General features: G+C 40.6%; 12 protein-coding genes. 6 read left to right on the top strand and 6 right to left on the bottom strand.

The window, feature by feature from the left end; all coding sequences use genetic code 11:
• Positions 1-31: 31 nt before the first annotated feature.
• The 4 genes from GWK08_RS03820 to GWK08_RS03805 form a co-directional block, all read right to left on the bottom strand.
• Positions 32-1,747 (bottom strand): NupC/NupG family nucleoside CNT transporter, encoded by a 1,716-nt coding sequence (locus GWK08_RS03820; RefSeq protein ID WP_163605573.1) that lies wholly within the window; start codon positions 1,745-1,747, stop codon positions 32-34.
• A 7-nt stretch (positions 1,748-1,754) separates the two neighbouring features.
• Positions 1,755-2,396 (bottom strand): bifunctional nuclease family protein, encoded by a 642-nt coding sequence (locus GWK08_RS03815; protein WP_163605572.1) that lies wholly within the window; start codon positions 2,394-2,396, stop codon positions 1,755-1,757.
• A gap of 86 nt (positions 2,397-2,482) precedes the next feature.
• Positions 2,483-3,448: an electron transfer flavoprotein subunit alpha/FixB family protein gene (locus tag GWK08_RS03810; RefSeq protein ID WP_163605571.1), complete on the bottom strand. Its 966-nt coding sequence runs from the start codon at positions 3,446-3,448 to the stop codon at positions 2,483-2,485.
• A gap of 39 nt (positions 3,449-3,487) precedes the next feature.
• The gene (locus GWK08_RS03805) at positions 3,488-4,234 is read right to left on the bottom strand and encodes an electron transfer flavoprotein subunit beta/FixA family protein (protein WP_163605570.1); all 747 of its coding nucleotides are present in this window, start codon (positions 4,232-4,234) and stop codon (positions 3,488-3,490) included.
• Between the two features lie 184 nt (positions 4,235-4,418).
• Between GWK08_RS03805 and GWK08_RS03800 the strand changes: the two genes are divergently transcribed.
• The 4 genes from GWK08_RS03800 (at position 4,419) to GWK08_RS03785 (ending at position 11,081) form a co-directional block, all read left to right on the top strand.
• Positions 4,419-5,396, top strand: a complete 978-nt coding sequence (locus tag GWK08_RS03800) for a pyruvate dehydrogenase complex E1 component subunit beta (protein ID WP_163605569.1) — start codon at positions 4,419-4,421, stop codon at positions 5,394-5,396.
• Positions 5,397-5,460: 64 nt separating this feature from the next.
• Complete coding sequence (locus GWK08_RS03795; protein ID WP_163605568.1) at positions 5,461-7,956, top strand: DUF5686 family protein; 2,496 nt, start codon at positions 5,461-5,463, stop codon at positions 7,954-7,956.
• A gap of 83 nt (positions 7,957-8,039) precedes the next feature.
• Positions 8,040-8,570, top strand: a complete 531-nt coding sequence (locus tag GWK08_RS03790) for an inorganic diphosphatase (RefSeq protein ID WP_163605567.1) — start codon at positions 8,040-8,042, stop codon at positions 8,568-8,570.
• Between the two features lie 108 nt (positions 8,571-8,678).
• Positions 8,679-11,081 carry a sodium-translocating pyrophosphatase gene (locus GWK08_RS03785; RefSeq protein WP_163605566.1) on the top strand — a complete coding sequence of 801 codons (2,403 nt, stop codon included), beginning with the start codon at positions 8,679-8,681 and terminating at the stop codon, positions 11,079-11,081.
• Between the two features lie 404 nt (positions 11,082-11,485).
• Here the strand turns inward: GWK08_RS03785 and GWK08_RS03780 are convergent, their stop codons facing one another.
• Entirely contained in the window at positions 11,486-13,891 is a 2,406-nt protein-coding gene (locus GWK08_RS03780) for an inorganic phosphate transporter (protein WP_163605565.1), read from the bottom strand.
• A gap of 81 nt (positions 13,892-13,972) precedes the next feature.
• Positions 13,973-15,184 carry a porin gene (locus tag GWK08_RS03775; protein WP_163605564.1) on the bottom strand — a complete coding sequence of 404 codons (1,212 nt, stop codon included), beginning with the start codon at positions 15,182-15,184 and terminating at the stop codon, positions 13,973-13,975.
• A gap of 427 nt (positions 15,185-15,611) precedes the next feature.
• Here GWK08_RS03775 and GWK08_RS03770 point away from each other — a divergent pair, with 427 nt between their 5' ends.
• Both GWK08_RS03770 and GWK08_RS03765 read left to right on the top strand, forming a co-directional pair.
• Positions 15,612-16,106 carry a hypothetical protein gene (locus tag GWK08_RS03770; RefSeq protein WP_163605563.1) on the top strand — a complete coding sequence of 165 codons (495 nt, stop codon included), beginning with the start codon at positions 15,612-15,614 and terminating at the stop codon, positions 16,104-16,106.
• 40 nt (positions 16,107-16,146) lie between these two features.
• Positions 16,147-16,656 (top strand): nuclear transport factor 2 family protein, encoded by a 510-nt coding sequence (locus GWK08_RS03765; protein ID WP_163605562.1) that lies wholly within the window; start codon positions 16,147-16,149, stop codon positions 16,654-16,656.
• Positions 16,657-16,684 lie beyond the last annotated feature (28 nt).

Below are 16,684 nucleotides of genomic sequence, written 5' to 3'. Positions count from 1 at the left end.
CAATTGTATTTTATTAAAATGTTATTAACGTTTAACCGATGATCATTCCTGCAATCGTAGCCGATAGGAGTGAGGCCAGTGTACCTCCCAGAACGGCTTTCATTCCGAATTCGGAAAGCGTTTTCCTCTGACCGGGTGCCAGAGAGCCGATCCCGCCTATCTGTATCCCGATAGATGCAAAATTTGCAAAACCACAAAGCATATAGGTGGCCATGATCACGGATTTCTGATAAGTAAAATGCACAACATTGGCCGGATTTTTTAATTCGGCCAGCTGAATATATCCGACAAACTCACTTGCTGCCAGTTTTATTCCGAGTAACTGACCCATTAATGCCATGTCTTCCTTGGCTACACCGATAAGCCACATAAAAGGAGAGAAGACATAACCCAAAACAAATTCCAGCGATAAACCGGCATAGGGTGTATTTGCTGCAATTGTATCATTCAGGCCTCCTACTCTTCCAAGAGTTGAAAAGCCATAGTTGATCATGGCAATAAAGGCGATAAATACCAGAAGCATAGCACCAACATTGGCTGCCAGTTTAAGCCCTTCAGTAGTACCGTTGGCAATGGCATCCAGGATATTGGAACCGATCTTGTCCTGAGTGACCTCTATGGTCGAATCAATTTTTTGTTGTTGCGGATAAAGTATTTTGGAAATCACGATAGCTCCCGGGGCAGCCATTACGGATGCTGCCAAGAGGTGTTTCGCGAATTGTAATTTTAATACAGGATCATCTCCTCCGAGAAAACCGATATAAGCAGCCAGTACTCCTCCGGCTACCGTGGCCATCCCCCCGATCATAACCAGAAGGATCTCGGAGCGGGTCATTTTTTCCAGATAAGCCTTGATCATCAGTGGGGCTTCAGTCTGTCCCAGAAAGATATTTCCGGCTACCGATAGACTTTCAGCTCCTGAAATACCCAGTAATTTGGTCAGTGCCCATGCCATCCCGCGCACGATTACCTGAATAATGCCCATATAGAAAAGCACCGAAGTAAGCGCAGAAAAGAATATGATGGTAGGAAGTACCTGGAAAAGAAAAATAAATCCATAGGTATTGACATCCATCATCCCGCCAAGCAAAAACTCACTACCGGCCCTTGTAAAATCGAGAACTTTAACGAATAACTGTCCCACGAACTCGAATCCTGCCTGAATAAAAGAAACCTTTAAGACTCCGAAAGCAAGTAATAATTGAGCTCCCAAACCGATAGATACGGTTTTCCAGTTAATGGCTTTTCTATTACTGCTAAACAGGAATGCAATGATAATTAAAGAAAGCATCCCTAAAAGCCCTCTCATAAGGCTCTTTGCAGAAAATCCCTGATTGGGTATAACTTCATTTTTATCAGTATCAGCACTGTTTATGACTGCCTGATCCTTAAAGGAGGGGTCTCTGAATGAATATAGCACCCCATTTTCCTTAAAAACCAGGGTAGAATCTGTTTTTTCGGTGATATTGTAAAAACGAACCGTATCTTTTGGTTGCTGATAGTAAAAAACAAGGAGTTTGCCCTGAACCAGATAATTTCCGGAGGCTTTTAAATTGTCTTTTGCCTGCAACTGATACTGGAATTCACCTTCTTTTAACGATAGCACATCGCTTTCGGAAATAGCAAACAGGGATTCCTGCTTTTCGTTCTGAATGTCTTCAAACTGCCATTCTTTTTCAATTTCCTGAGCGGAAAGAGTGCAAATTGTAATAAGTAATGTGAATAAACTGAAAAAGTATTTTTTCATATAGAAGTTATTTCGTTCCCCTTTTTGAGATCTCATCTCTTATCTCGGCGGCTTTTTCATAATCTTCATTGGCAACGGCCCCGTCGAGCATATTGTATAACTCCTGAAGGGTATAGGACTTGTAATTTTCTTTGGGCTTGGATTTAGAAGTGTCTGCATCACCGGTTTCGGCAAGGAGCTCGTCTACAACAATGCTTTCTTCCTTTTCTTCATCCTCGTCCTCATCCTTATTGGAGAATTTGAGATAGATACCCGCTTTGTCAAGTATGGTCTTATAGGTAAAGATGGGAGCGTTAAAACGCAATGCAAGGGCAATGGCATCACTGGTCCTCGCATCCAGTATTTCTTCAATTTTATCGCGCTCACAAATGATACTGGAATAAAAAACACCATCCACAAGTTTGTGTATGATCACCTGTTTTACAACGATATCAAACCTGTCGGCAAAATTCTTAAACAGGTCATGAGTGAGTGGCCGGGGAGGCCTTATTTCTTTTTCAAGAGCAATGGCAATAGATTGAGCTTCAAACGCACCTATGACAATCGGGAGTTTTCTTTCGCCGTCTACTTCATTTAGTATCAGGGCATAGGCTCCGTTTTGCGTCTGACTATAGGATATTCCTTTTATATTTAATCGAACTAAACTCATATGATCTTTCAAAACCAAAAAAGGCCGTCTAAAAATGGGGATATCCCAACTTTAGACAGCCCTTACCGGGCACAATTTAACAAAAATTATGCGTTTTGTGCTTTAAATTCCTTTAATTTTTCTATCAACTTCGGCACGACTTCAAATGCGTCTCCAACTACACCGTAATCGGCTGCTTTAAAGAATGGAGCTTCCGGATCGCTGTTAATAACAACTTTTACTTTTGAAGCGTTGATCCCTGCTAAATGCTGAATAGCTCCTGAAATACCTACCGCAATATAAAGGTTAGATGCTACAGGCTTTCCGGTTTGTCCAACGTGTTCGCTATGAGGTCTCCATCCCAGGTCGGAAACCGGCTTTGAACAGGCAGTGGCTGCTCCAAGGGTTTCTGCCAGATCTTCGATCATTCCCCAGTTCTCAGGGCCTTTTAAACCTCTTCCTCCGGAAACAACGATCTCTGCATCTGCAATCGTCACTTTTCCTGAAGCTTTATCTACGGCACTTACCTTGGTAGAAGAACCGGCATCCAGCTGAGGTGTGAAAGCTTCTTCTGTTGCTGAAGCACTGTTTTCTCTTAATCCGAAAGAGTTTTTGGAAAGTCCGATCAGCTTAATATCGGTAGTGATCTCCGTAACATTAAAAGCCTTATTGGTAAAAGCAGTTCTCTTTACCTGGAAAGGAGCAGTGCTCTCCGGAAGTGCTACCACATTGGAAGCGTAACCTGCATTCAGGTATACAGAGAGTATAGGTGCTATATATTTGCTGTCGGCACTTGAACTTAAAACAACAGCTCCGGCATTTTCCTGCTGAGCAGCTTGTTTTAAAGCGTTTGCATAGGCCTTGGCATTAAATTCATTTAACTGGTCATTCTTAACGGCCAATACTTTATCTACACCGTACGAAGCCAGTTCGGCTGTGTTTTCGGCATTGATACTTACTGCTGTAACTGAAGTTCCCAGCTGATTTGCCAGCTCTCTGGCATAAGAAGCAACTTCGAAGGCAGTTTTTTTGAATCTTCCGTTTTCAGATTCCGTATATACTAGAACAGACATGTCTTTACTTTTTTAATATTGTTATTTCCTGAGCTTAGATTAAATGACTTTAGCCTCGTTGTGAAGCAGGCTTACAAGCTCATCCAGATTATCGGGAGAAACCAGTTTAACAGCACCTTTAGGAGCAGGTTTCTCAAATTTAACGGCTTTGGTCTCATTAGAAGCATCCGCAGGCTCCACAATGGTCAATTGTTTCTTTCTGGCCATCATAATACCTCTCATATTCGGGATCCTCAGATCGCTTTCTTCTACAAGTCCTTTCTGTCCCCCGATCACAAGAGGAAGTGAGGTTTGAATAGTTTCTTTACCTCCGTCAATTTCTCTTACTGCAGTAGCTTCATTTCCTTCTACTTCAAGTCCGATACAGGTATTAACAAAATTTGCATCGGTAAGGGTAGCTAACATTCCGGGAACCATTCCCCCGTTATAATCGATAGATTCTCTCCCTGCAATGATCAGGTCGTATCCTCCGTCTTGTGCAACTTTGGCTAATTGCTTTGCAACAAAAGCTCCATCGGTAGCCTCGGCATTTACTCTAATCGCTTCATCAGCACCAATGGCAAGGGCCTTTCTTAAAGTAGGCTCCGTTTCCGGTCCTCCTACGTTAACCACGGTTACATTCGCCCCCTGCTTTTCCTTGAACCACATGGCTCTGGTCAGACCAAATTCGTCATTCGGATTAATCACAAATTGCACACCGTTTGTGTCAAATTTTGTGTCTCCTTCCGTAAAATTGATCTTAGATGTTGTATCAGGAACATGACTAATACACACTAATATTTTCATATCTATGAGATTTTATTATGTTTTTAAAAAATATGTCGACGAAGATACTGATAATTTACAAAATATACTATGCATGCATAGTATATTTTATTAAATTTCGATGAATAAAGTTTTCTATTTATTATTACATTTGCTTTTCGATCTAAAAAGAACTAGTTTTTGATATTATAATAATCATACGTACATGAGAACAATACAATTCAGAGAAGCTGTAGCAGAGGCTATGAGTGAAGAAATGCGCCGTGATGAATCCATTTATTTAATGGGGGAAGAAGTAGCAGAATACAACGGTGCTTATAAAGCTTCTAAAGGTATGTTGGATGAGTTCGGTGCCAAGAGAGTTATAGATACCCCGATCTCCGAGCTGGGTTTTGCCGGGATAGGAGTGGGATCTGCAATGAATGGTAACCGCCCTATCATAGAATTTATGACTTTTAATTTTGCCCTTGTGGGGATTGATCAGATCATAAACAACGCGGCTAAGATGCGCCAGATGAGTGGAGGACAGATCAATATCCCTATTGTTTTCAGGGGACCTTCCGCTTCCGCAGGTCAGTTAGCGGCAACGCACTCTCAGGCATTCGAGAACTGGTATGCCAACTGTCCGGGTCTGAAAGTGGTAGTACCTTCCAATCCGTATGATGCCAAAGGATTGCTTAAATCTGCCATCAGAGATGATGATCCGGTAATTTTTATGGAATCGGAGCAGATGTACGGAGATAAGGGAGAAGTGCCGGAAGGAGAATATTCCATCCCGATCGGTGTAGCCGATATAAAGAGAGAAGGTACAGATGTTACCATCGTATCTTTCGGTAAGATCATTAAAGAAGCTTATACAGCTGCAGATGAGCTGGAAAAAGAAGGAATAAGCTGTGAGATCATCGATTTAAGGACCGTTCGTCCTATGGATCACGATGCTATCCTCAATTCGGTAAAGAAAACAAACAGACTGGTAATTCTTGAAGAAGCCTGGCCGTTTGGAAATGTTGCTACAGAGATCACTTATCAGGTGCAATCGCAGGCATTCGATTACCTTGATGCTCCGATAGTTAAGATCAATACCGCAGATACACCTGCGCCGTATTCACCGGTATTACTGGCCGAGTGGTTACCTAACCACGAAGATGTGATCAAAGCGGTAAAAAAAGTTTTATACAAATAAAATCATAATTAAAGCGTTATATAAACTTCACTAATTAATTAGTGAAGTTTTTTATTTTTATGACATGAAAAAGGTTTTAGGGGTACTCTTTTTTGTATTTTGTTGTGTTTCAGCCTGGTCCCAAACTAAAGTAGGGGGTATAGTTGTAGATGAAGACGGTAAACCAGTACCATTTGCCAATATTCTCTTTAAGAACTCAACAGAAGGAACCATCACCAATGATAATGGCCGTTTTTATATAGAATCGGAAAAAACTTATTCCACAATAATCGTTTCTTTTGTCGGCTATGCCACCAGAGAGATAGAATTAAAGGAAAAAGTGAATTATGACCTCAGGATCGTTCTCCAGGAAGGGGAACAGCTTGATGAGGTGGTGATCTATTCGGGGAGGCAATCCAAAAAGAACAATCCGGCCATAGATATCCTGAGAAAGATCTGGGCAAAAAAACGGGAAAACGGGATCAATAAATTTAAACAGTACGAATACGATAAGTACGAGAAAATAGAATTCGATCTCAATACTATAGACAGTGCCTTAATGAACAGTAAATTATTTAAGGGACTGGAATTTGTTTTTGAAGAACTGGATACCTCCAGTGTAACGGGGAAGACTTACTTGCCCATATTTATCAATGAGGCCTTTTCCAAGGTGTATGGAGATAATAAATCCAAAAGGCTGAAGGAAGAACTTATAGGGAACAAGAACTCCGGTTTTAGTAGTAATCAGAGTATTATTGCCTTTGTTCAGGACCTCTATGCCGATTACGATATTTACAATAATTACCTGAAATTTTTCGATAAAAGCTTTGTGAGCCCCCTGTCCAGAGGAGGGATAGATGTGTACAACTATGTACTTGCGGATACGGCTTTTATAGATAACAAATGGTGTTACAATATTATCTATTACCCCAGAAGAAAGAACGAACTTACTTTTAAGGGTGATTTTTGGGTAAACGATACCACTTTTGCCATTAAGGAGATCAATATGGCCGTTACCAAAAGTGCCAATATCAACTGGGTAAAGGAAATTTATATAGAGCAGGAGTTTGATGTGTTGAACGATTCCGTGTTCCTCCTGAAGCGCGATTATATGCTGAGTGATTTCAGTCTGAACAAAAAGGAGAAATCCAGGGGAATCTACGGAAAACGTACCACCGTATACGATAATTATCAGTTTGATGAAGAAAGACCCGGGAGTTTTTATGAGAAGGAAGTAGACCCTTATGACGAACGTATTTATAACAGGGGCGATGATTTCTGGGCTAAAAACCGCCTGGAAAAACTCAATAAGGACGAAGAAGGTATCTATAAACTGGTAGATACCCTCCTTACGGTGCCTAAATTCAAGCGCCTTTACAGTATAGGATCCGTTCTGGCTACCGGCTATTACGAGATCGATAAACTGAACCTCGATTTCGGACCTGTTTTCTCTACTTTCGGTACCAACGAAGTAGAAGGACTCCGAATACGTGCGGGAGGAAGAACGTATCGCGGACAGAATGACCTCTGGCGACTGGAAGGATATACTGCTTATGGTTTTAAGGACAAAAAATTCAAATACGGGATCTCCGGAAAATGGCTCCTCGACCGTAAGAACAGGATCATCCTCTCTGCAGGAAACCGAAGGGATGTAGAGCAAATAGGAGTGAGCCTTACCGCTACAAATGATGTACTCGGAAGGAGTTTTGCTTCTTCGGCGTTATTTACGGCCGGGGCAAACAATACCCTTACGAATATTAACCTGACCACGGCCGCTCTGGAATTTGAACCTCTAAGGAATGTGATCTTTAAAACAGGAGCTTCATACAGAACCCTGCGATCTGCTTTTCCTGAAGAGTTCAGCCTGGACTATATTGATCCCGAATCGCCGACAGGGATCTCATCACAGGTAAAACAATTTGCCCTTAATTTCTCTCTGGAGATCACTCCTAAAAGAAAAACATTGGGTTACGGAGTGGAACGAAATGATGTAAATGATGATTATTCCCGCTTTTTTATTAATTACAGCCTGGGAATAGATGGATTCCTGGAGAGTGACTTCGATTTTAAAAAGGTACAGTTGTTCTACCGTAAACCTACTCAAATTGGTGGTTTGGGACGCTTCCTGACTACTGTAGAAGCAGGAAAGACATTTGGTGAAGTACCGCTGGCCCTGTTGAGTCCGGTACCCGGAAATCAAACCTTATTCTCTATATTCAATACCTTTCCTAACCTGGACTTTTACGAGTTCGTTACAGATACCTATGTTTCGGTCCATCTGGAGCAGAATTTTGGCGGGCGATTGTTTTCGAGGATCCCTTTCCTCAGAAAGCTTAACCTGAGAGAACTGGTAGGAGTACGAGGTGTTTGGGGAGATCTGTCGGAGCAAAACCGCTTACTGAGCTCACCGACGAATATAACTTTAAGAGCACCTTCAGATCAGATATACTGGGAGTATTCCTTCGGGATCGGTAATATCTTTAAAGTTTTCAGGATCGATTTTAATTTCAGGGGGAATTATCTGGACCTTCCGGATGCCAGAAGATTCAGTGTAACCGGAGCTTTCGGTTTTTTCTTTTAATTTTACTTAAACTTAACCTGGTAATTGTTGTCGTTTACTGACTTCTTCCTTACTTTTGCGCCCCTTTTAAATGTATATGAATTATGAGTGCAGCTAAATTAAAGTCATTTGACGTCCTTATAGAGATTCCGAAAGGAAGCAGAAACAAATACGAATACGATTTCGAATTAAAGAAAATACGATATGACCGTATGATCTTTTCTTCCATGCATTATCCTGCCGATTACGGTTTTATTCCGGAAACACTGGCATTGGATGGAGATCCGCTCGATGTTTTGGTCCTGGTTACGGAACCGACATTCCCGGGTTGTGTGATGGAAGTTAAACCGATCGGGGTATTCCATATGGCGGATGAGAAAGGTCCGGATGAGAAGATCATCTGCGTTCCTGTAAGCGACCCGATGTGGAATAAGATCAACGATCTTTCCGATCTTAACCCTCACCTGAAACAGGAAATAGAGCATTTCTTCCAGGTGTACAAAGACCTTGAACATAAAAAGGTAGATGTAGAAGGATGGGGAAGCCTTGAAGTAGCAAGAGAAATTATCGAGAAGTGTGTAGATCGTTTTGCAGATCTGCAGGATAAAAAAGAAGGTTTGTTCAGTATCGGATAAAGCTTGAAAATAATATAGGAAAAGGGAATATTCGCTAATGAATATTCCCTTTTTTATTTCTCCCTGATTTTATTACTTTTACGACCGCAAATTACAAATCTACTACATATGGAATCGAATATGATTTTCGTGCCGGTGGTACTGGCAATATTAGGACTTGTTTTTATGGTCATCAAAATGGGATGGGTAAAAAAACAAGCTCCGGGGAGTGAAAAAATGCAATCAATCTCAAAGAGTATAAAAGAAGGGGCTCTGGCGTTTCTAGCCGCAGAATACAGGCTTTTGGCCATATTCGTTGTTATTGCTTCTATAGCTTTAGGGGCTATTTCTTTTATCGTACCCACAACGCATATTATAATTATCGGAGCCTTTATTCTTGGTGCTATCTTTTCTGCTTTGGCGGGAAATATAGGAATGCGTATTGCTACCGAGGCGAATGCCCGTACTGCTGAAGCTGCAAAAACCAGCTTACCGCAGGCGTTAAAAGTATCTTTTGGAGGAGGAACGGTAATGGGATTGGGTGTTGCCGGTCTGGCTGTTTTAGGTTTGAGCTTGCTTTTCATGATCTTCGTTAAGATGTTTGTTACCGGTGAGGCTTCTTTCTACAATGAAATGACCGTAGTACTGGAAGCATTGGCCGGATTCTCTCTAGGTGCAGAATCTATTGCCTTATTTGCCCGTGTGGGTGGAGGTATTTATACAAAAGCTGCCGATGTTGGAGCTGACCTTGTTGGTAAGGTGGAAGCGGGAATTCCTGAAGATGATCCCCGTAACCCTGCTACCATAGCAGATAATGTTGGAGATAACGTAGGTGATGTTGCCGGAATGGGAGCTGACCTCTTCGGAAGTTATGTTGCAACCGTACTGGCTGCAATGGTACTTGGAAATTATGTGATCAGGGATATGTCTTCTAACGGACAGTTCACGGATGCATTCAGTAATATGGGGCCTATTCTTCTTCCTGTTGTGATAGCGGGAGTTGGAGTACTTGCTTCTATCATCGGAACTTTCCTTGTTAAGATAAACAGTAATGAAGCTAAAGAAGCACAGGTTCAAAAGGCGTTAGATCTTGGAAACTGGGTTTCAATAGGACTTACTTTAATAGCGAGTTACTTCCTGATCCAGTGGATGCTTCCTGCTACCATGGAAATGAATTTCTTCGGGGAAGGACTTAGAGAAGTTTCTTCTATGAATGTTTTCTGGTCTGCGGTAATAGGACTTACGGTAGGAGCTTTAATTTCTGTGGTAACTGCTTATTACACCAGTCTTGGAAAGAAACCCGTACTTGATATCGTACAGAACAGCTCAACTGGAGCTGCAACCAATATTATTGCAGGACTTGCAGTGGGAATGAAATCTACTTTCCTGTCTGTGATCCTCTTTGCAGCGGCGATCTTCGGATCTTATGCCCTTGCAGGTTTTTACGGAGTTGCTCTGGCGGCTTCGGCAATGATGGCAACAACAGCAATGCAGTTGGCTATCGATGCTTTCGGACCTATCGCGGATAACGCGGGAGGAGTTGCCGAAATGAGTGAACTTCCTGAAGAAGTACGTGAGCGTACAGATATTCTTGATTCTGTTGGTAATACCACTGCAGCAGTTGGAAAAGGTTTTGCAATTGCTTCTGCAGCATTAACTGCACTGGCTTTATTTGCTGCATATGTAACCTTTACCGGAATTGACGGGATCAACATCTTTAAAGCCGATGTTCTTGCCATGCTGTTTGTAGGTGGGATGATACCTGTAGTATTCTCTGCCCTTGCAATGAAATCTGTTGGTAAGGCGGCAATGGAAATGGTACAGGAAGTAAGAAGGCAATTCAGGGATATTCCAGGAATTATGGAAGGTACCGGAACACCGGAATATGCAAAGTGTGTTGATATTTCTACCAAAGCGGCTTTAAAAGAAATGATATTACCAGGTCTTATCACCATTATCACTCCGGTTCTTATCGGATTGTTATTTGGTGCTGAACCTCTTGGTGGTTATATGGCCGGAGTATGTGTTTCAGGGGTTATGTGGGCTATTTTCCAGAATAATGCCGGTGGAGCATGGGATAATGCTAAAAAATCTTTTGAAGCAGGAGTAGAGATCAACGGAGAAATGACCTATAAAGGTTCTGATGCACATAAAGCTGCGGTTACCGGAGATACTGTTGGAGATCCGTTTAAAGATACTTCAGGGCCTTCTATGAATATCCTTATTAAACTTACCTGTCTTGTCGGATTAGTGATTGCTCCTCTTTTAGGAGGTCATGTTGAAAGCGGTGTTGCTCATAAGGAAGATGTTAAGGTAGAAGTAAAGCTTTCCAATGACAAAGACCTTGCAAAAGCTGTAATTACTACAACAACTATCATAAACGGTGAAGAAGTTACCGAAGAGAAAGTTCTTGAAGGAACGGAAGCCGAAATAAAAGCAGAATTGGAAGCAATCGAAAAAGAAGCCGACAAAGCTGCTGAAGGAAAAGAAGTGAAAAAAGTGATCAAAAAAGTAAAGTTTCAGGAGAATTAAGAAGCTTTTACTTATCCTTATAAAAAAGCCACGCTTTATGCGTGGCTTTTTGTTTTTACAAGCGGAGATCAGGTTTAAGACAACTGAAACAGGGTCTTAACGGCTCTGTAATTTTTTAAACAACTCCATCCTCCACTGATCCGGATATCTTTCATAAAACGCCTCCGTATAGAGTATGGAAAGAGGTATTTACCGTGCTTGTTTAAGATGTGCTATTTCCTGGTATAAGAATGAGCAATGTTTTGCCCGGGATAGTTCTGAATGATTATTCTGGAGCTAAATATTAGCAGCAAGGGAAACTGTTTCGTGAAATGGGGAATTAATACCAGCTGTATTAAGTATGGATATAAAAAAAGCCGTATGAAATCTTTCATACGGCTTTATATGGAAACCGGGTTCGGTTTTTAATTCTCTTTTTTGCTTTCCAGATCGTACTCTTCAAGTAGTTTCATGGTAGCTTCTATAAGATCTTTACTTTCCAGAAGAAGGCTGAAATACAGTGTAGTATTCTTAGGGCTGGATTCTACCGTACGTGTACGTTCGATCTGTTTCCCTATTTTCTGTTCTACCTGAGCCAGCAGATCCTGCTTCTCTTCCAGTAAATTACTTATTTCATCGAAATTTCTCGAGTCGAAAGAAGTTTTTATCTTATTAAACAAAGTACTCAGCTGATTTTCAATTTCCTTAAGTTCTTTGATCTGATTGAATCGAAGTGCTTTGTGGTTATTGTTAACGTGTTTGTGACTCACCTTGGCTATATATTCAAGAGATTGGGTCATATCCTGAAGATATCCGAGGATAAGGATATAGAACTTACTCACACCAACGCTGGTCTCATCAAGGTTTTTGATGAAGTAGAAGATATTATCTCTTAATTCATCGATCTCTTCGTTGAGTTTGATAATCCCTTTTCTACTCTTTTTAAGCCTTACCAGGTCTTGCTTTGCCAGACCGTTGATAGTGTTCGAATAGATCTTGTTGCTTCGGTTTACAACGCTGGAAATATTATCGGCACTTTCCTCGATTACTCCCTGAATATTATCGCTTTCGGTTTGTCTAAGACTGTCTTCCGCTTTTATTTGTTTTTGCTTCTTATTGTGGTTAATGTAGTTTCTAACCAATAATAGTACAGCAAGTAACAACAGGATTCCTGTCATCAGATCCGTTTTGATGTGTATCAGAGCGGCAACCGTAGCAGCACCTACAAATGCTATAAGAGCTGTAAGGAACCATCCTCCAATCACATTTAGTACACCTGCTACTCGATATACGGCACTTTCACTTCCCCAGGCTCTGTCAGCCAAAGAGGTACCCATAGCCACCATAAAAGTTACATAAGTAGTGGATAATGGTAATTTATATGAAGTTGCGATAGAGATCAGTACCCCGGCAACCATCAGGTTAACCGCAGCCCTTACCATATCGAAAGCCGGTAATTCGTATTTTTTATCCTTAGGCAGATTGATCACAGGCTTCTCGAATTGCTTTTCAATTCTCGCCTGAGCTGACTTAGGTAATATAAATGAGATCCCTTTGGACATCAGAATAACCCCTCTAACAAGACCTCTGGAGATAAAGTTAGGCTTAAAACGCTCTTTGGTCGAATCCTGATTTGAAAGATCGATCTCTGTTTTAACTACATTTTTAGCTTTACTGGAGAACCATAGGGTAAGTACCATAACCAGTCCTGCAACTAATAATAGAGCCGTAGGAGTTTCTACTTTCTTTCCAAGGACATCCATCGCAAATTCTGTAGCCGGAACTCCGGAAGCAGACCAGGCCTCAAAAGACTGCCATGCTGCGATCGGTACCCCGATAAAGTTTACAAGGTCATTCCCTGCAAAAGCCAGTGCCAAAGCAAAGGTTCCTACAATAATGATGATCTTGTAGATATTTGTCTTAAAGAATTTGATAAGAACATAAGATAATAAGGACCAGAAAACAAAACTTACTGCCACGATAGGTAAAACGTAAGTCTCAAGAAGTCCTCTTAAGGTTAAATGTACCTGAGCTGTAGCTCCGTCTTCTGTTATCTTAAACAAATCTTTTTTAGCAGCAGCGAGTTCTTTTACAGATTCGTAAGCTGCATTAAAATATGTATTGGCCCAATCCAGTAAACCTTCAGCAGAACCACTGTAAAGTGTATCTACAATAGATTTAGCATAGTTGGTTCCCTTGATACCTTTCATGAAAATGAAGTATACGATGGCCGTTAGTGCAAGGCCACCAAATACTGCACCTACCCATTTTGCTTTTTTCTCAAAATTAAATGACAATAGCAAACGGGAAATGTATTGTACAATCGCTCCGACAGAGAACGCTACACCTACAGATAACAATATCCCTGAAATGATCTGGATAGCCTTTTCTGTGTTGATGTATTTAATTAAGGAAGAAAAGTCTTCCGTCGGATCCGTACCGATCTTCAACAGGGCAACACATACAGCAGCTCCCAATAATTCGAAAACAATGGAAACTGTGGTAGATGTAGGCATCCCAACGGTATTAAAGAAATCCAGTAAGAGAATATCCGTGATCATCACCGCCATAAAAATGATCATGATCTCATCAAAATAAAACTCTCCGGGATTAAAGATCCCCTTCCTTGCTACCTCCATCAGTCCGCTGGAGAAAATAGCTCCCACAGCAATACCAATACTGGCAACAATCATTATTGTTCTAAATGAAATAGCTTTAGAACCAATTGCAGAATTCAAGAAATTCACCGCATCATTACTCACTCCTACAACAAGGTCTGCTATTGCAAGAACCGCCAGGGCAACGATCATTAAAAGGTAAATATTATCCATTTTGTATTTATTTTAAGTGTGCAAATATTATAATCTAATCCCAGTCAAATGTTACGGTATTGTTATTTGTTAATTCTATGATTAGAAATGAATATCAAATTGTAAACGATACATCAGTCCGCTTCCGTCGCCTGCGACAGTAGTGTAACTGATGTCTGACTGTACTTTTAACTTATGTCCAACTATATACTTGGATACACCAAGCGTATATTGTTCTTGTAATTCTCTTCCTGTAATATCCTGGTCATAATCTATGAAAGTATATCTTCCGGCGATCTCCCAGTTGTTTTTAAACAGATAACCTGACTGAAGACTTAAAGCATCTCCTACTTCTACAAAATCGCCCGTAGGATCTCCGTTAAGATCAACAACTATAGGCTCCGAAGCATCTCTGTGAGCATATTCTCCCGAAAAAGAGAAACCTCTGTATTTGAATATGGCATCTAAAAAGAAGGTTTTAATATCTGTTTCGAAGAACTCTCCGTTCCCGAAATCCAATAAAATACCTCCCAGGTTACTTCTGCTTCTTACGGCATTATCGTTAAAATCATAAACTGCTCCGAGAGCCAGTTTAGGTTTAGGCTCTCTGTCCAGGTCACTGCTGGAAGAATAATCTCCTCCCTTGGTAAACTCACCAAATGGCAGAAGCTCTACTCTTGCCGTATATTGATGCCCTCCCAGGTTTCCTTCGGTTACATTTCTTCCTTCTCCCTGAGAAATAGCAATTGCTTCTCTTACTATTATATTATCTGTAATATTAAAATGATGCCTTAATTGAATTCCGAGGTCCCGGTCTATGTTGAACCTGCTGTTAAGAAGGGAACGATCTACAAATTGCAGATTCCCGGAAGAAATTACCCTTTCTCTGTTTCCCGGCAATTTGGTTTGCCCGGCCCATAATGTGAAATTCTCATAGAAATTCCATTTTACAACAGCATCCAGTATGATCCTCGGAGTATTTCTGTTAAATTCCGAAGCTCCGGAAACATCTCTGTTAGAAAGGCCTAATTCTATTTTATAGGTTAGTTTTGGAGAGAAGGCAAAACCGCCGAATTTTAAACGGGCTCTTCTTATTGAAAAATTGTTTTCGGCTGAACCAAAATCCCCGTCATTAATATCCCACTCAGTAGTAGATAAAACCTGAGCTCTCGCAGCAAACTTAAGACTCCATGAACTGTCTTTTGCTACCAGATTTAAGATTCCTTTTCCAAATTTTGTGTTAGTAATTTCCTGTCCATAGCTAAAACAGGAAACAAAAATCGCGACAACAGCAATTGTTTTTTTGATACTCATAATCGTTATTAGTTTTTGTCGCTGCAAAGAACTAATTGTAATGTTAAGAAAAGGTTTCGTAAATATTATTTTTAAGTCATTCCAATCTTATTACATTTACAACCAAATAAATAAGGCTACCCCGGAAGGGTAGCCCTTGCATTTCAAAATCTAGTCGACAAAAACTAATAGGGATTATGAAATGTCTCGCAAAATTGAAAAATTTGTTATAACTCTGTGTAATCAAAAGTTTAATTAATTATTAAGGATTCCTGAGGTATCCCTTGATATAGCTGTTAAAAACAAGGATTATATATTCTGCACCCCTACTAATTTTCCTTTTCGGTTTCTTACAATACTTTATGTTTATCAAATGCGTAATTTGTTTATCCGTAATACAGCTAATTTTATTAACTTATAAGGTGTTAATAAAAAGACCAATTAAAAAATGAAACAAGTATATAGATTTTTGTTAATCCTCTTTTTACTGCCTCTGTGTATGTCAGGGCAGGAGACCTCCGGTTTTTTTGAGAAGATCAAAGGAGAATGGAAGGGAGAAGGGAATTTATTCGGAACGGAAGCCAGCTTTTATATGAACTGGAAAACAGAACTGGAAGGGAAGTTTATGACCCTCGATTTCAAGAATAAATTTAAAACCGGAGAAGGAACTGTTCGGGAAATGAAGGCGAAAGCTTTTTATACGCTGAAAGAAGAAGTAAAGGGATACTGGCTGGACTCCAGAGGGGTCATGCTCCCTTTAAAAGGAAACAGGCAGGCAGATAAAATGCTTATCTATTGGGGGGATGATGGCAGTACCGAAAAGGGCAAGACCGAATACAGTATAGTTTCGGATAACAAGGTAGAGGTAAAGGACTATGTCTTTAGGGACGAAAAATACGTTCCCTTCGGGCATGCCGTCTACCAAAAGCTGGAAAAGGAATAAAACCTTAGTGGATATACGATAAACCAATAAATATCATCCTATGAAAAGATTATGTTATTTGATGTTCTTTTTGATCCTGATCTGTGTTGGATGTCTGGAGAAAGAACTGAGTACAGAGGAAAAAGAAAGGATAAAAGCCGAAATACATTCCATGTTTGATGATTATCACAAAGCAATTTCCAAAGGTGGGCTGACAGCAGAGTTTGATTACCTGGATGATTCGGAAGATTTTTACTGGGTACCTCCGGCATATCGCTCGGCATTGTCATATGATTCTGTGGCCACCATCCTCAGATCTAATGCTCCTTCTTACAGTTCAGTGAATTTTCATTGGGAAAAGCTTGAAATATATCCTCTTTCCTCAGTGCTGGCTAGTTTTACCGGGATCGTTGGCGGAGAAATGATAAGCACGGATGATGAGGTGTTCCCTGTTTCTCTTATAGAATCCGGAATGCTGATAAAAAGAAAGGACGGATGGAAATTGTTATCCGGCCAGACCGCTGTTCTTGAACCTGAAGCAAGCGGAGAGAAGGAAAATACCGTTGAATGATCATAATGATGAAGCAATACTCCGCTTC

Source organism: Leptobacterium flavescens, assembly GCF_010671605.1.
GTDB lineage: Bacteria > Bacteroidota > Bacteroidia > Flavobacteriales > Flavobacteriaceae > Leptobacterium > Leptobacterium flavescens.
Note: the sequence above shows the minus strand (reverse complement) of the source record. Positions and strands in the feature narration are given on the sequence as shown.

Bases quoted from the DNA above. Each gene is read 5' to 3' on its own strand.
- GWK08_RS03820 (WP_163605573.1), bottom strand. From the start codon at position 1,747: ATGAAAAAATACTTTTTCAGTTTATTCACATTACTTATTACAATTTGC.
- GWK08_RS03815 (WP_163605572.1), bottom strand. From the start codon at position 2,396: ATGAGTTTAGTTCGATTAAATATAAAAGGAATATCCTATAGTCAGACG.
- GWK08_RS03810 (WP_163605571.1), bottom strand. From the start codon at position 3,448: ATGTCTGTTCTAGTATATACGGAATCTGAAAACGGAAGATTCAAAAAA.
- GWK08_RS03805 (WP_163605570.1), bottom strand. From the start codon at position 4,234: ATGAAAATATTAGTGTGTATTAGTCATGTTCCTGATACAACATCTAAG.
- GWK08_RS03800 (WP_163605569.1), top strand. From the start codon at position 4,419: ATGAGAACAATACAATTCAGAGAAGCTGTAGCAGAGGCTATGAGTGAA.
- GWK08_RS03795 (WP_163605568.1), top strand. From the start codon at position 5,461: ATGAAAAAGGTTTTAGGGGTACTCTTTTTTGTATTTTGTTGTGTTTCA.
- GWK08_RS03790 (WP_163605567.1), top strand. From the start codon at position 8,040: ATGAGTGCAGCTAAATTAAAGTCATTTGACGTCCTTATAGAGATTCCG.
- GWK08_RS03785 (WP_163605566.1), top strand. From the start codon at position 8,679: ATGGAATCGAATATGATTTTCGTGCCGGTGGTACTGGCAATATTAGGA.
- GWK08_RS03780 (WP_163605565.1), bottom strand. From the start codon at position 13,891: ATGGATAATATTTACCTTTTAATGATCGTTGCCCTGGCGGTTCTTGCA.
- GWK08_RS03775 (WP_163605564.1), bottom strand. From the start codon at position 15,184: ATGAGTATCAAAAAAACAATTGCTGTTGTCGCGATTTTTGTTTCCTGT.
- GWK08_RS03770 (WP_163605563.1), top strand. From the start codon at position 15,612: ATGAAACAAGTATATAGATTTTTGTTAATCCTCTTTTTACTGCCTCTG.
- GWK08_RS03765 (WP_163605562.1), top strand. From the start codon at position 16,147: ATGAAAAGATTATGTTATTTGATGTTCTTTTTGATCCTGATCTGTGTT.